At 45.8% G+C, this 15,974-nt stretch carries 16 protein-coding genes; all 16 read left to right on the top strand.

Features of this window, described 5'->3' with window-relative positions:
- Positions 1–121: 121 nt before the first annotated feature.
- The 16 genes from MHI53_RS12000 to MHI53_RS12075 all read left to right on the top strand — a co-directional run bounded on the left by MHI53_RS12000 (position 122) and on the right by MHI53_RS12075 (position 15,974).
- Positions 122–769: a GntR family transcriptional regulator gene (locus MHI53_RS12000; RefSeq protein ID WP_340373579.1), complete on the top strand. Its 648-nt coding sequence runs from the start codon at positions 122–124 to the stop codon at positions 767–769.
- Positions 770–801: 32 nt separating this feature from the next.
- The gene (locus MHI53_RS12005) at positions 802–1,734 is read left to right on the top strand and encodes a malonate decarboxylase subunit epsilon (RefSeq protein ID WP_340373580.1); all 933 of its coding nucleotides are present in this window, start codon (positions 802–804) and stop codon (positions 1,732–1,734) included.
- Positions 1,735–1,759: 25 nt separating this feature from the next.
- Positions 1,760–3,412 (top strand): malonate decarboxylase subunit alpha, encoded by a 1,653-nt coding sequence (gene mdcA, locus MHI53_RS12010; RefSeq protein WP_061143001.1) that lies wholly within the window; start codon positions 1,760–1,762, stop codon positions 3,410–3,412.
- Positions 3,413–3,427: 15 nt separating this feature from the next.
- The gene (locus MHI53_RS12015; RefSeq protein ID WP_081092454.1) at positions 3,428–4,285 is read left to right on the top strand and encodes a triphosphoribosyl-dephospho-CoA synthase; all 858 of its coding nucleotides are present in this window, start codon (positions 3,428–3,430) and stop codon (positions 4,283–4,285) included.
- A 12-nt stretch (positions 4,286–4,297) separates the two neighbouring features.
- On the top strand, positions 4,298–4,606 hold the full coding sequence (locus MHI53_RS12020) for a malonate decarboxylase subunit delta (protein WP_061142831.1): 309 nt from the start codon (positions 4,298–4,300) through the stop codon (positions 4,604–4,606).
- Positions 4,587–6,275, top strand: coding sequence for a biotin-independent malonate decarboxylase subunit beta (locus MHI53_RS12025; protein ID WP_061142832.1), 1,689 nt, complete (start codon positions 4,587–4,589; stop codon positions 6,273–6,275). Before MHI53_RS12020 ends, MHI53_RS12025 begins: the two co-directional genes overlap by 20 nt.
- The gene (locus tag MHI53_RS12030) at positions 6,266–6,880 is read left to right on the top strand and encodes a malonate decarboxylase holo-ACP synthase (protein ID WP_061142833.1); all 615 of its coding nucleotides are present in this window, start codon (positions 6,266–6,268) and stop codon (positions 6,878–6,880) included. Before MHI53_RS12025 ends, MHI53_RS12030 begins: the two co-directional genes overlap by 10 nt.
- Positions 6,881–7,133: 253 nt before the next feature.
- The gene (locus MHI53_RS12035) at positions 7,134–7,337 is read left to right on the top strand and encodes a DUF3311 domain-containing protein (RefSeq protein WP_061142834.1); all 204 of its coding nucleotides are present in this window, start codon (positions 7,134–7,136) and stop codon (positions 7,335–7,337) included.
- Positions 7,334–8,812: a sodium:solute symporter gene (locus MHI53_RS12040; protein WP_340373581.1), complete on the top strand. Its 1,479-nt coding sequence runs from the start codon at positions 7,334–7,336 to the stop codon at positions 8,810–8,812. Before MHI53_RS12035 ends, MHI53_RS12040 begins: the two co-directional genes overlap by 4 nt.
- 92 nt (positions 8,813–8,904) lie before the next feature.
- A complete protein-coding gene (locus tag MHI53_RS12045; RefSeq protein WP_260320216.1) occupies positions 8,905–10,053 on the top strand; it encodes a M42 family peptidase in 1,149 nt (382 codons plus the stop codon).
- A gap of 753 nt (positions 10,054–10,806) precedes the next feature.
- On the top strand, positions 10,807–11,523 hold the full coding sequence (locus tag MHI53_RS12050; protein ID WP_061142836.1) for a MurR/RpiR family transcriptional regulator: 717 nt from the start codon (positions 10,807–10,809) through the stop codon (positions 11,521–11,523).
- 124 nt (positions 11,524–11,647) lie between these two features.
- The gene (locus MHI53_RS12055; protein WP_340373582.1) at positions 11,648–13,117 is read left to right on the top strand and encodes a glycoside hydrolase family 1 protein; all 1,470 of its coding nucleotides are present in this window, start codon (positions 11,648–11,650) and stop codon (positions 13,115–13,117) included.
- A 3-nt stretch (positions 13,118–13,120) separates the two neighbouring features.
- Positions 13,121–13,423, top strand: a complete 303-nt coding sequence (locus MHI53_RS12060; protein ID WP_061142838.1) for a PTS sugar transporter subunit IIB — start codon at positions 13,121–13,123, stop codon at positions 13,421–13,423.
- A gap of 33 nt (positions 13,424–13,456) precedes the next feature.
- Entirely contained in the window at positions 13,457–14,803 is a 1,347-nt protein-coding gene (locus MHI53_RS12065) for a PTS sugar transporter subunit IIC (RefSeq protein WP_061142839.1), read from the top strand.
- Positions 14,804–14,815: 12 nt separating this feature from the next.
- Positions 14,816–15,049 (top strand): hypothetical protein, encoded by a 234-nt coding sequence (locus tag MHI53_RS12070; RefSeq protein ID WP_061142840.1) that lies wholly within the window; start codon positions 14,816–14,818, stop codon positions 15,047–15,049.
- Between the two features lie 22 nt (positions 15,050–15,071).
- On the top strand, positions 15,072–15,974 hold the full coding sequence (locus tag MHI53_RS12075) for an ROK family protein (protein WP_061142841.1): 903 nt from the start codon (positions 15,072–15,074) through the stop codon (positions 15,972–15,974).

Consider the following 15,974-nt stretch of genomic DNA (forward strand, 5'->3'; position numbering starts at 1 on the left):
TGGGATTCAACATCAAATGACAGAAATTACCTAGTTAATTAACAGAAAACATTGAATTATCAATTAATTATTTGTATAATTAAACCGACAGTCGACAGTATTTCGAAAGCGAGGGAGCAGCATGGGTTCAACTAAATTATTGAATAACGCATTATCCAAAGCCATTGCCGAACACATTTCAGAACAAATCATAACCGGCATCCTCAAACCAGGAGAAAAATTGGTTGAACTCAATTATGCCCAAGAATACGGCACGAGCAGAGCACCTGTCCGTGAGGCGATATATTTACTGACCATTGAAGGATTGGTGGAAAGAATCCCCCGTAAAGGCGCCATTGTAAAAGAATATACCGAAAATGAAATATACGATTTGCTCGAAATTCGGAACATGTTAGAGAATATGGCGATTGAACGGATCAAGAAGCATGGAACAAGTCCAGAGCTGCTAATGGAAATGAGTCAGCTTCTTACAGACATGAAGAAAACAAATGATATCCAATCGTATACGCAATTGAACCACTCCTTCCATATGTGCCTGATCAAGATGAGTAAAAGTGAAACGATCAAAGCCATGTATTCCCGACTTGGCTGGCCGCTATTAAGGATCCAAAGTCTTTCATTTGCCAATGAAGGAAACATCGAAAAATCGATTGATGAGCATGAAACCATCCTCCAATTGCTAAATGAACAAAATATGACGGACTTATCGATTTTGTTGCAAAAACATAATATAGATGTGATTTCCAGCATTCAAAAAAAGCTTCGATAATAGGCACTTGAATTTGAAAGGAGGAGGACTTTGTGAAGGTTGCATTTTTGTTTCCTGGACAAGGTTCCCAAAAACCCGGGCTATTTCTGGAACTTCCAGGTGGCCATGCAGTCAAGGAAGTGCTCCTTGCAGCAAGTGAAGCATTGGATGAAAACGTTTTTCTTCATCACACAAAGGAGTCACTTTCCTCGACCACTTCCGTCCAGATTTCCCTATTGACAGCAAGTATTGCTGGTTTCAGGGCATTTGAAGCCGAAGGCGTTTTCCCCGATTTTGTCGCTGGCCATTCAGTCGGCGCTTTCAGTGCGGCTGTTGCTGCCGGCGTCATCGACTTCAAAGATGCCATAAACATCGTCAAGCTTCGAGGTGAGCTTATGGAGCGGGCCTATCCACAAGGATATGGCATGGGCGTGGTTACCGGAATGACGGCAGGTATCCTGCAGTCACTTGTCAGCAAACACCATGATGAACAAAACCCAGTATACATTTCGAACAAGAACGCTCCGGATCAAATCACGTTATCAGGTGCCATTTCCGCAATTCAAACGATTTTTAACGAAGCGAGAGAGAAAGGTGCCTGCAGTGTATCGCTGTTGAATGTACCCGTACCCTCCCATTGTCCGCTCCTTTCAAACGTTACGGCAGAACTAGGCGAAGCCCTACATGATATCCCGTTCTATCGTCCATTAATTCCGTACGCAGGCAACCGAAGGGCCCGGCTGTTGTTCGAAGCTGAAGCCATTCGCCGGGATCTGGCTGAAGGCATCTCCTATCCTGTCCAGTGGCATGATATGTCTACCGTTTTATTCGAAAATGGAACACGATTATTCATTGAAATGCCTCCGGGCAATGTTTTGTCTCGTCTAGCCGCGAGAGCGTTACCCGATGCCAGGATCATGTCAACAACAGAAAACGGATTTGATGATTGTCTGTTCATCGTCAAGCGTGAAACAGCAAAATACTAGAGAGGGGAATGAAATGATGGAATCGATGAATCAGGTAGTCAAGCAAAAACGATCATGGTCTAAAAGGCTTGAGCAAAAGAAAAAACGGATGGACAATGTGAAGGATCTCGTCAATGGGATGATGATTCCGACCGATCGGATCGTAGATGTGTTGGAAAAGCTTATCAGGCCCCATGATCGTGTAGTGCTTGAAGGGAATAATCAAAAGCAGGCCTCCTTCCTTTCCGAAGCCCTTGCCAATGTGAATGAAAAGGAATTGTTCGACCTGCACATGATTATGTCCAGCATATCCAGACCGGAGCATTTGGACCTTTTTGAACGGGGGATTGCAAAAAAAATCGATTTTTCCTTTGCCGGCCCGCAAAGTCTCCGGATTGCTCAAATGCTTGAGGATGGGAAACTGAACATTGGTGAGCTGCATACATATGTCGAACTATATGGACGGCTTTTCATTGATTTGATTCCTGCCGTTGCGCTGGTAGCTGCGGATAAAGCGGACCGACATGGGAATCTTTACACCGGCCCCAATACAGAAGAAACCCCCACCATCATTGAAGCGACCGCATTTCGGGATGGAATTGTCATCGTTCAGGTAAATGAACTCACAGATGAGTTGCCACGTGTCGATATACCTGCTTCTTGGATTGATTATATTGTAGTCGCTACTACTCCCTACCAACTTGAACCATTATTCACACGTGATCCCCGGCATATTACCGATATTCAAATTTTGCAGGCGATGATGGTCATTCGCGGCATTTATGAAAAGCATGAAGTTCAATCTTTGAATCATGGGATTGGATATAACACGGCAGCCATTGAATTGCTGCTCCCTACCTATGGGGAATCACTAGGTTTGAAGGGCAAAATATGCAAGCATTGGGCGTTGAATCCCCACCCGACACTCATTCCGGCCATTGAAAGCGGCTGGATCGACAGCATTCACTGTTTTGGGGGGGAAGTCGGTATGGAGAAATATGTGGCAGCCCGCAGAGATGTTTTTTTTACCGGCCGTGATGGCAGCCTGCGTTCGAACAGGGCACTGTCGCAGATGGCAGGGCAATATGCAGTCGACTTATTCATCGGTTCGACCCTGCAAATGGACAAGGACGGTAATTCTTCCACTGTAACACGGGGACGGCTGGCCGGTTACGGAGGCGCACCGAATATGGGACATGATCCAGGAGGGCGGAGGCATTCCACTCCGGCTTGGTTAAACATGATGACTTCCGATGATCCGCTCGCCCGCGGAAAGAAATTGGTTGTACAAGTGGTCGAAACCTTCCAATCGGGGCACAAACCTATATTCGTTGAATCATTGGATGCGATAGACGTAAAAAAAGAAACCGGCCTTGCGATAGCGCCGGTGATGATTTATGGCGATGATGTCACACATGTAGTGACGGAGGAAGGCATCGCTTATTTATACAAAGCGGACAGCATGGAAAAAAGGAGAGAGGCCATTGCTGCGATTGCAGGGGTTACACCAGTCGGCATGATGCATGATCCCAAGAAAACCGAAAACTTGCGGCGTGAAGGATTGGTTGCCCTTCCAGAAGATTTGAACATACGAAGATCGGAGGCAAAACGTTCATTGCTTGCCGCAAAAAATATCGAGGAACTCGTTCAGTGGTCCGATGGGTTATATGAACCGCCGGATAAGTTTAAAATCTGGTAACCGGGAGGTGTCATAGTGAGCAAGGAAAAGGCGGCAGTGTCCAGCTGGTTAGCTGAAGCAGCGATTCTTTCTTTAATGGAAGAAGTCGAGCTGACTCCAAAACCAGGCCTCGTCGATCTGGACAATGATGGATCACACCAAGATTTGTCCATTCACCTTATGAGAAAATCGGCTTTATCACTTCAAGAAACCTTTGCACGCATCGCCTATATAAGCCATGGAAGATCCCCTTCCCTTTCATTAAGAAGAGAAATTGCTACGATCGGCCGTGAAGGCGAAACGTGCATGTTCAAAGCGACCGGGGGCGTCAATACGCATAAAGGAGCGATTTGGGCGATGGGCCTGCTCGTTTCAGCGGCCGCGATGGGAACGGGCAGCCATACCATTAAAGAAGTCCTTGCACTTGCTGGGGAAACGGCAAGATATCCAGACTGTCATTCTTCCATCACTGTCACCAATGGCATGATGGCCCAAAAAAAATACGGGGTACTTGGCGCAAGAGGGGAAGCCCAGCGAGAATTCCCTCATATCAGGAACGTATCCTTGCCCATGCTGCACCGTTCTAGAGCTAACGGGTTGCCCGAAAATGAGGCGCGGCTTCATTCACTTTTAGCGTTAATTTCCGTTTTGGATGATACTTGCATTTTGCATCGGGGAGGTCGCGGGGCGCTCCTATTTGCTAAGAAGCGGTCTGCCGAAATTTTATCGACTGGGAGACTTGAAGGGCTGGATTCCCTTAATGAAGAGTTCATGCTCCATGATATCTCTCCTGGCGGAAGCGCCGACCTGCTGGCTGCTACGCTGTTCTTAGACAAGCTCGAACCAAATAGAATCGAGGCTGAGGTGCAAAATGCATTTGGCTGCACATATTAGGAGGTGCTTCAATTGGAAAAGATCACATACACATTTCCTGCCACTAGAAAAATTGCCGCTTCAGCGCATGTTGGAGTAGTCGGATCGGGTGATTTGGAAGTGATGATGGAACCGAGCGATGTCCTGCAGGCGGAAGTGATCATAAGAACGGGAATAATGGGTTACCAAGATACATGGAAAGCTGTCATTCATCGCTTCTTCACGCAGCATGATTTCGCCGCCAAAGTGAAAATCAATGACTTTGGTGCAACGCCGGGGGTTGTCGCTATCCGCCTTGCGCAGGCACTGGAGGTGAGCTTCCATGATTCAAAAATTAACTAACAGTTTTGTGGAATGCAGTGGACGAGAGAGAGCGATGAAATTACTGGATGCTGGAACAGGTAAAGAACTTCTTGGCCCATTCGACGGAATGGAGTCACCACATCTAGAGCAACAAGGAATCGTCCCGCAAAGTGATGATGGGGTCATTGTAGTGAAAGGTACCGTTAATGGACATGAGGCACTCGTGATTTCCATTGAAGGGAAATTTCAAGGCGGGGGCATCGGCGAGGTATCTGGTGCAAAAATCGCTGGTTCGCTCGAGCTGGCATTAAATGAGTGCGAAGCTGGAACGAAGACGGTTCCAATCCTAATTTTGGATACAGGAGGAGTGAGACTGCAGGAAGCCAATTATGGTTTGCTCTCGATTGCCGAAATTGGTTCAGCCATTGTTGCCATTCGCCGCCATGTTCCTGTCATCGCCCTCATTCCCGGAGGAATTGGCGCATTCGGCGGGATGTCGATTACAGCTGGCCTTTGCAGTGCCATCATCATGACAAGAGAAGGCCGACTTGGGTTGAATGGGCCTGAGGTGATCGAGCAGGAAGCGGGTATCCGGGAATTCGATTCGAAAGACAGGCCGTTAATTTGGGGTACGATGGGCGGTGATCAGCGTAGGTCTTCAGGTTTGGCGGATTTATTGATCGATGATGATACGGAAGCAGTTAAAGATGCCGTTCTTTCCATAATGAATGGGGACATGGTTACTGATCAAAGGTCCATTCAGGTGAAGCGGCACGGTGCATTTTTAAAGACAATCAATCCAGCAAAGCGATTAACTCCTGAAGATGTACAGGAAACATGGAAACCATTCATTTCTGGTTCCCTGACTAAGCAAAAAGCTGACATACACGGAGAAAAATCCACCAGCCGCGGACAGACGTGGTTTGATCTGCTAACCGCCGATGCCCCGGAAATAGGCGATATTCCTTCCGTTAGGGTTTCCGATGCTTTCATTGGTACGAAAAAGGTTCGCTATATCACCGTAGTGCCTGATGCTAAAAACCGCTTTCCAAGAGTTAGGCATGGCGAGGTGGGCCTTCAGGAGGGGTGGGCGATTGCGAAACATGTTCGGGAAGCAATCGAAGCAGATCGAAATGGAGAAAAGCGAGCGATCGTAGCAATCGTCGATGTTCCCAGCCAGGCATACGGGCATCTCGAAGAATTGCTGGGCATCCATCAATCTTGTGCAGCTGCCGTTGATGCTTATGTCACCGCCCGTTTGGAAGGTCACCCCGTCATTTCCTTCATTCCCGGTAAAGCCATATCCGGTGCTTTTCTATCACATGGGATGCAGGCACAGCGATTAATTGCCCTTCGTGATCCAGGTGTGAATGTACATGTCATGTCAAAGCAATCTGCAGCACGCATTACGAATAGAAGCATCGACGAATTGGAGGCTGCGGCGAAAAAGGTGCCCGCAATGGCTTATGATATTGAATCATTCGAACAGCTTGGAGCCCTGCATTCATTGGTGGATGGATTGAATGCCGACGATCCTGGTGAAAATGACCGCGATGTCCTGCAAAAAGAGATCCTCATGGCAATTCAAGACATAGAGCAGGATGGATCCAGAGATTTACGTGTTCGATTAACTTCTCGATTGGCTCAATCAGGTGGACGGGCGGCATCCATTTTAGTGAGAGAAAAGCTGATGGACCAATGGAGCTAAATCCACATGACTTGTTACGGATTAAAGGAATCGGTGATGTAATCACCCATGCCCCTATGCCACATTGGGCGGAGTCATCACTTGCGATATCCCCATACGTCGTCGTGCGCCGTTCCCGTGCACCCAATGGCCAGGTGGCGGTGGGGGTGCGCGGGTTTGAAAGAAAGGAACGATTCGCTGCATTTTTCCCCATTGAATCCGTCATGAATCGAATCTCTCCCGAGCAATTGGCACAGGAAAAAGGCTGGCGGCAGCATTCGAGCAGGATTTTTCAATGTTTGGAGCCAGTCAGTGATTTAATGGAACAGTATTCGGTTTTGTGGGGACCGACTGGGAGTGTCGGTTTCGAGCTGGCAACAGGAAGAGAAACCGTCACCTCGAAAAGCGATATCGATATGGTCATTCGATTTTCCGAAGTCTTCACCCCTGGTGCCGCTAGGGAAATCGTAAATACGTTGATGAAACTTCCTGTTCGGATCGATGTTCAATTGGAAATGAAAGAAGGTGCCGTTTCATTGCTTGAATATGCCAGCTGTGAGGGAAAGGCACTCTTATTCCGTACAGTCGATGGTCCCCTTTTACGGCATGTCCATGAACAAACGTAAAAGGTAAAGCGGTGTTCAAGTTCCTTATATCCCTATCGCTACCTTGAATGAAAACGATGAGAGGAGGTGAAGCCGATAGCCCAAAATGAACTGCAAAACGTCGGAAAGCAGGAGGTAGATGTGTAATCCGGGATACAAGGATCGTGGCTATCCATTATAGTCCGCCGTTCCCTTGCCGCTGCATGATGGAAATTTTCCAATTCGACTTTTTCCATACCGATTAATCGAATTTAATATGAAGGAGTGTTGCGCAATGAAGTTGGGCCATTATTTAAGTATGATTCCCTTTCTCGGAATGCTTTTTTCTCTCCCTTTTGTTAATCGTGTAGAACCGTTTGTACTTGGATTGCCGTTCATCATGTTTTGGATCGTTTTATGGGTGGTTCTAACATCCATAATCATGGCGATCGTTTTTAAACTGGACCCCGCCAATCGTGAAGGCGGTGACATGGAATGAACGCCTCGCTCTTTGTGCTGTTTGGTTTTCTCCTACTCGTTGTATACATCGGAATAAATGCAAAAAAAGGAAAGGAAATGAATCTTGAGCAATGGGCCGTTGGCGGAAGGGGATTTGGAACGATTTTGGTTTTCCTTTTGATGGCGGGAGAATCGTATACAACGTTCACATTTCTCGGGGCCAGTTCATGGGCATATGGAAAGGGTGGACCTGCCTTTTATATCATCGCCTATTTAAGCCTTATTTACTGCATTTTTTATTGGATGTATCCAAATGTCTGGAAATATGCAAAGGTTCATGGACTGGTGTCTCAATCGGATTTCTTTGCAAGTAAGTATAATAGTTCCTTTTTAGGGATCATCACTGCCCTTATTGGCGTCATATCGATGATTCCCTACATTGTCCTTCAACTGAAGGGCCTTGGCATCATTGTCTCCGAAGCATCATATGGGGCCATTTCCCCTACTGCCGCGACTTGGATCGGCGTCATTTCCGTGACAGTTTATGTGATGATTTCAGGTATTCACGGATCTGCGATGACCGCGATAATCAAAGACATATTAATATTCGGGGTGGTTCTATTTATTGGGATCTATATTCCTTTTCATTACTACGGTGGAATAGAACCGATGTTTAGAGAAATCCAGGCGACCAATCCGGATTTTCTCAAGCTGCCTGATAGTGGCCTTGGTGTGTCTTGGTTCATATCCACCGTGGTGATGACGAGCATTGGCGGGTTAATGTGGCCGCATCTTTTTGTAGCCACGTATACGGCATCCAGCCCTAAAGCGATTCGTAAAAATGCCGTTATAACCCCACTCTATACTTTGATGCTATTATTCGTCTTTTTTGTAGGATTTGCGGCGATCAAGCAAGTGCCTGGTTTGCAAGGAGCGGATACAGACCTCGCACTCCTGCGTGTATCCATCCAAACGTTCGATCCTTGGTTCGTCGGGGTGATTGGCGCCGCAGGCTTATTGACGGCTTTGGTTCCTGGCTCCATGCTTTTGATGACAGCATCCGTATCATTATCCAAGAACGTATATAAAGTGGTTAGGCCCCTAGCTACCGAAAGGCAAATTTCCACAACTTCCAAAATGCTGGTACCTGTCATTTCACTTATTTGCGTCTATTTTACATTCAATGGAGGCAACTCCATCGTAACCCTTCTCCTTATGGCCTATAGCTTTATCACTCAATTGTTCCCGGCAGTCCTCTTTAGCCTGGCGAAGAATAATATGGTCACGAAACAAGGAGCGGCTGCCGGCATGTTGGCAGGAGTCATCACTGTTGCATACATGACGATTACAAATGCCACCATAGGCACTTTGCTTCCCTTATTACCACAAGTAATGAAGGATTTGAATGTCGGCATCATTGCTTTGAGCATAAATATATTTTTCATGCTGGTCGTCAGTTATTTCACTAAAAAGCTACCGGTATCTTCAGACATGAAAAGTTCTCCAACCATTTAACGGATATCACTGAACATGATGGGTATAAAGGATCCATATCCGATAAATGGAATCCAATGAAGTACCAATCGTATACAAAGGGAGGAATTTAGATGAAAAATGCCGACATGATCGAAAAAAGAATCGGACACTCACTCAAGGATGAAGCAGTGAAAGAAAGAATCAAAGAGTCATTAAGAGAGTTAACTGGATTAGTAGGCGTTTCTGGTTCTGAGCAAGAAGTCGTTAAATATATGCAGGAGAGGTTGCTGCCATTAGCGGATGAGGTAAAGGTGGATCGAAATGGGAATGTAATCGCGATAAAAAACGGCAACGGTCCAGGACCCAAAGTGATGATTTCGAGTCATTCCGATGAAGTAGGTTTTTGCGTGAAAAATATCTTACCGAATGGTTTTATCATGTTCGATAAGGTAGGAGGAGTTTCCGATCAATTATTGCTGGGAAGGAAAGTCTGGATCACGACACGGAAATTACCAGGCATAATCGGAATCAAGGCAGGTCATATGCAAACTCCCGAGGAAAGTATGCGGGTCAAAACAACACGTGAATGTTACATAGATGTCGGGGCTTCCTCTCGGGTAGAGGTGGAAGGACTTGGAATAAGAATAGGGGACCCCATCGTATTTCAAAGCGATTTTATGGAAATGGCCGATAAAGATCTTGTTTCCACTAAATCCGTCGATAATAGAATTCACTGTGCAATCTTGATCGAGCTATTTAAAGAACTGCAAGGGGTTGAATTTGCCGGTAAGCTGTTCGGGGTCGTAACGGTCCAAGAAGAAGTCGGCCTCCAGGGTGCCGTAATGGCAGGAAATGCCATCGAACCTGATTATGCCATTGTTCTAGACACGATCCCGGCCGGTGATACACCCGATATAGATACGGAAATATCACTTCCCGTCTACCTCGGTGCGGGCCCAGCCTGCCCGATTGCTGATGGTGTAAGAGGTGGCATGGCTTTTAACTATATCCATCCCAAAGTTAGGGAAATCGTTGAAGAGCAGGCAATGAAAGCAAGTATCCCCTTGCAAACCATTACTCTAATCGGGGACGGCTATACGACTGATGCAGCAAGTTTGACATCAGCGAATAAAGGCATACCAGTGGGAGTGGTGGCAACGCCACGAAGATACTCCCACTCTCCCGTAGAATTGGTCAATCTAAATGATGCCCTGGGTGTGTTGAAAATCGTGACAGGAATTGTCATCGAAAACGGAATGAAGGATTTGAGCTTCATCTAACGACCTATACTAGGTAAAGCGAGAAGAAACACTTGGTTGTTATTCGTGTTAAAGGAATATCATGACCTATCTAAAGGACAGCATGCTGACTCAGTGTGCTGTCCTTTTCACGTTCGCGATGCGAAAGCGGGGATTCATATTTTAGGATCTGCGTGGAACAAAAGATGGTAAGATCATTTCCGATTATCGTTAACTTGCTAATTTTGATTTCATTAACAAATGGTATGTCACATAGTCGGTGCATTCAGCATTCACCCATTCATCTGCGAAAAAGGGTTCGCCTATATCATGGTTTGCGTTGTTTGAAAGTGTAACAGCTTGGAATCCAAGCGGAACGAACTTGTAAAAAGTGGGGAAAAACAGATGACCGATGATCATTCAGTAGCAGCCATTTGGCATCATGTTACGTTCGGTTGTGCGGAGTGGCTTGGCGCCTTGGGCAACATTACGATATGATCGATCGTAAAAAAACAGGGATGAATCACGTTCACGATTACGGATCTAATCGACATATCCTTTACAAGCTAATAATCTAGCAGGATGATATAAGGACCCTGTCGCTATGAAAAAAGCGATGGCCCACCTAGTGCATGGCTTTTTTCATTTTCAACCCTTAAGGGAAGCTGTTTTCGAATAAATCATCAAATGTGAGTAATAAAAGGTTAAAATGGCATAGAAATCGAAATATACATACGAGTATGGAAATGAAATTGTGACTTTAGTCATCAACTGACACAAAAAAGGGGAAATTATATGTTTACTAGAGAAGCCATTGCATCTTTTAATGAATTGGAATGCTCTTTATACGGTTATATCACCAAAAATGCCCAGAAGGTGGCTTATATGAGAATTAGGGAGCTAGCGGATGAAACGCATGTTTCCACCTCTACCATTCTTCGTTTTTGCAGGAAGGTCGATTGCTCCGGTTATTCGGAATTTAAAGTGAAGCTTAAATTGTTCATGAACGAAAAACAGCCTATCAAGCTTAAAAGTACTCAGCATTCTTTATCGGAGTTTGTCGAAAGGACGTTAAAAGGAAGTTTCGAATCATATATCCAAGAAACCGCACAATTGATTGCCAAGGCAGAAAGTGTGATATTTTTGGGCATCGGCAGCTCTGGCATCATGGCCGAATATGGGTCACGCTACGTTTCGAGCCTGGGGAAATCGTCCATTTATATTAAGGATCCTTTTTTTCCGATCCATTCGAAGTATTCCAGTAATAGTGTGACAATTGCCTTGAGCGTGTCTGGAGAAACATCGGAAATCGTTGATCTGATCAAAGGATTCAAAGAAGTGGGAAGCACCATTGTCAGCATAACGAATAATAAGGTCAGCACGATTGCAAGGATTTCCGATTTGAATATAGCTTATTTCGTTACTGAGGAATACAGCGGCAAATCGAATATAACGACACAAATACCTGTCGTTTACCTTTTAGAGGCAATTGCAAAAGAACTTTACAAATGATTGGAAACACCCTGTTTCTTTTTTGTGACAGATGACAACCGGCGGCACAAAAAACAGAAAGGAGTAATGGTATTTACCGTGATGTTGAAAGCGGATACAATTCTTTGTAGAAAGAGGTGAAAAAATGATTCATCAAACGAAACAATCTTTCCCGGATGACTTTCTTTGGGGTTCTGCATCAGCTGCTTATCAAGTGGAAGGAGCTTGGAATGCGGATGGCAAAGGTCCTTCCGTCTGGGATGTTTACACCAAAATGGATGGAACGACTTACGAAGGTACGAACGGGGATGTGGCGGTCGACCACTATCACCGATACCGGGAAGACATTGCCTTGATGGCCGAAATGGGCTTGAAAACCTATCGCTTTTCCGTAGCCTGGAGCAGGATTTATCCAAAAGGAAAAGGGGACGTCAATGAAGCGGGGCTCAAATTTTACGATGACTTGATTGACGAATTGATAAAATACGGCATTGAACCCATTTTGACGGTCTATCATTGGGATGTTCCTCAAGCATTAATGGAGGAATATGGTGCCTGGGAGTCAAGGGAAATCATCCATGACTTCAACGAATATTGCATTACCCTGTTCAAGCGCTTTGGGGGGCGGGTCAAGTATTGGGTCACCTTGAATGAGCAAAATGTATTCATTGGCTTAGGATACCGGACAGGGCTGCATCCGCCAGGGGTGAAGGATCCTAAAAGGATGTACGAAGCCAATCATATCGCTAACCTGGCAAATGCGAAGGCGATACAATCGTTCAGAAGGTTTGTACCCGACGGCAAGATCGGCCCAAGTTTTGCATATGGACCGACCTATCCTTATACTTGCAAGCCGGATAATATCCTTGCATTCGAAAATGCCGAGGATCTTAATAACCATTGGTGGCTGGATGTTTATTGCTGGGGGACCTATCCGAAAATTAGCATGAAATATCTTGAGAGGGAGGGTATCGCGCCGACAATTTTGGAAGGGGATATGGAACTCCTCGCCTTTGGAAGGCCTGACTTCATCGGGGTCAATTACTATCGGACGGGTACCGTTGAAATGAACCCGCTTGACGGCATCGAACTGGGAGCCATGAATACGACTGGAAAGAAAGGAACGTCAGAGGAAAGCGGGATTCCCGGTCTGTTCAAGTCGAAGCGAAATCCACACTTGGAAACGACGAATTGGGATTGGGAAATCGATCCGACCGGTCTTCGCATCGGTCTTCGCAGGCTCACCAGCAGATACAGGCTCCCCATCCTCATTACGGAAAACGGCTTGGGTGAATATGATACGCTTCTAGATGGGGACGTAGTGGATGATGATTATCGGATTCAATATTTGAAAAGCCACATACTGGCCTGTCAGGATGCCATCTGTGACGGCGCCGATTTGATCGGTTATTGCACTTGGTCATTCACGGATATTCTAAGCTGGCTGAACGGGTACAAGAAACGCTATGGTTTCGTATATGTGAACAGGGATGAACAAAGTGAAAAAGATCTGCGGCGGATAAAGAAAAAGAGTTTCGATTGGTATAAGGAATTGATCAAAACAAATGGAGTTAATTTACAGAATATTCAACCTAATTCCCTGAAGGAGGAATGAACGATGAAAAAAATACTATTGGTATGCGCCGCGGGCATGTCCACAAGCTTGCTGGTCAATAAAATGAATGATGCTGCCAAAGCGAAGGGCATCGACATTGATATTGTTGCCTTGCCCATATCGGAATGTTCAAAAGCCGCGGAGGAAGTCGACGTCGTCTTATTAGGTCCACAGGTCCGTTATCAAAAAGCCCAGGTGGATTCCATTGTAGCAGGAAGGGTGCCTGTAGAAGTCATAGAAATGAGAGCCTATGGAATGATGAACGGGGGTGCGATTCTCGATCGTGCTTTAGAGCTGATTGGATAGAACCAAAAAAAAATAGATTCTAGGGGGTATAGTATGGGATTCATGGCTGGTTTTGAACGTGTAATGGAAAAAGCCCTTGTTCCTATCGCAGCTAAATTGAATTCGCAAAGACATATTGTCGCGATTCGTGATGCTTTTATTTTAGCTTTTCCAATCACACTGGCAGGTTCATTGATTGTTCTCTTGAATTTTGCCGTGCTGGCTCCGGACGGGTTCATTGCAAAACTGCTGTTCTTGAATAAGTTATTTCCTAATTTAGCAGATTACCAGCAGGTATTTGCACCAGTATTGAATGGTTCAACCAGCATTTTATCCATTTTCATCGTTTTTCTGATCGCCAGGAATATAGCGATTGCCATGAAGGCGGATGACCTTCTTTGCGGATTGACCGCCCTTTCGACGTTTTTCATCGTCTATCCTGCTTATACCGTCGTGGACGGAGCCAGTTTTCTTTCCACCCAATGGGTTGGCGCACAGGGCCTTTTCGTAGCCATGATCATCGGTTTGCTTGTAGGTGAGATTTTCAGCCGATTGTCCAGGTCGAAGCGCCTGCAAATCACGATGCCTGCATCGGTGCCGCCTGCCATCGCAAGAACGTTCAAGGTTCTTTTTCCCATCGTCATCATTACGGTTTTATTCTCGGTCGGTAATGCAATCATATTAGCTATCTATCCAAATGGGATACATGAATTGATTTATGCAGCGATTCAGACCCCATTGAAAAACTTGGGGACGAATATTTTCTCATTGGTGCTCTTGGCCATCGTGTCGAATCTTCTCTGGGTATTCGGAATTCATGGTCCCAATACGATCGCGGCGATCAGAGAAGGAATGTTTGCTGAGGCAGGCCTCGAAAACCTTAACTATGTGGCCGCACATGGCTCGGCTTGGGGTGCGCCATACCCCGTCACGTGGGCTATCAATGATGCATTCGCCAACTACGGCGGGTCTGGCATGACCTTGGGATTGATCATAGCGATTTTCATTGCATCAAGGAGACAGGATTACCGTGATATCGGGAAGCTATCCATTGCCCCGGGTATCTTTAACATCAACGAACCGATCATTTTTGGATTGCCTGTCGTCCTTAATCCGATATTGATCTTCCCCTTCATCCTGGTACCTGCTGTAAACATCTTGATTGGTTATATCGCGATCAGCACGAAGCTGATACCGCCTATTGCCTATGCTGTGCCTTGGACGACGCCTGGTCCGCTGATTGCCTTCTTCGGTACAGGCGGGAACTGGATGGCCTTGTTTATCGGACTCATTTGCCTTGCCGTTTCAACGCTAGTCTACCTGCCGTTTGTGCTGGCCTCGAATAAGGCTGCGTCCATCCAGCAATCATCGGAATCCAGCAATAACGACTTACCGGCATAGAAAGGAGAAGGAATGAACACTTATCGAATTCAAATGAATTGCGGGCAAATAGCTTATCTTAGTGACTTCTTCTCGCAATACGAAGATGAACAGATCCAGACTGTCCTTTTATCCGCCAATCGGGTCCAAGCGGTTTTCGAAGCCAAGACCCCACTCAATATCGAGGAAGCGGTGAAGCACCTTAAACAGGTTTTTCAGTTATCGAAGTTTGGCCCTGGGCTATATTTTACCATCAAAAATATGTAGAGAGTTACGGGGGTGGCAGCTCATGTCCAACTACTTAGCCTTTGACATAGGCGGAACAGAAATAAAATACGGCTTACTGACCGAATCCGGGGACATATTGGAAAAGGGAGCATTTCCAACGGTTCGTAATAACGGGGAAGTCATCCTTCAAGCCATATTGGCTAAGGTTTCCCTTTTTCCGAGCTTACGAGGGGTCGCCCTCAGTGCCCCCGGATTTGTCAACAACGAAACGGGATTTATCGAAGTAGGAGGAGCCATCAAGGATTTTGATGGCTTCAACATAAAAAACTATATGGAAGAAATGACGAAGCTTCCAGTCACGGTCGAAAATGATGTGAATTGTGTCGCCCTTGCCGAGAAATGGAAAGGCAAAGCAAAGGAACATGAAAATTTCCTCTGCATGACAGTGGGCACTGGTGTTGGCGGGGCGGTTTTCATCAATGATCGGTTATACCGCGGCGTTTCATTTGGGGCCGGTGAATTTGGATACATGATCACCCATGGTATTGAAAGCGGGGCGGCTTTAAAAAATACATTGAGCTGGAATGGTTCGATTACAGGCTTAAGAGAGCGATATGCCGTACGGAAAGGACTTCAAGCAGCCGAATTGACAGGTTTGGATATATTTCAAGCCTATGAAGCTCAGGATCCCATCGCACTGGAAGAGGTTGAACGATTTTATGATAGTCTTGCCATCGGACTACATAATTTGTATTTCCTCTTTAATCCAAGCAAAATCTTGCTTGGAGGAGCTGTAAGCGTAAGGGAAGAACTGATTCCTGAGCTAAGAAGGCGGGTCGAATCGTTAAATGGATATATAAACGGAGATTGCATCGATGCCTGTCAATTGAACAATGATGCGGGCATGATCGGTGCCCTGTATCACCATCACCAAACATACGCGCAACAAGGAAGAAGGGAATAG

It is taken from the genome of Peribacillus sp. FSL E2-0218 (assembly GCF_037992945.1).
GTDB classification, from domain to species: domain Bacteria; phylum Bacillota; class Bacilli; order Bacillales; family DSM-1321; genus Peribacillus; species Peribacillus simplex_B.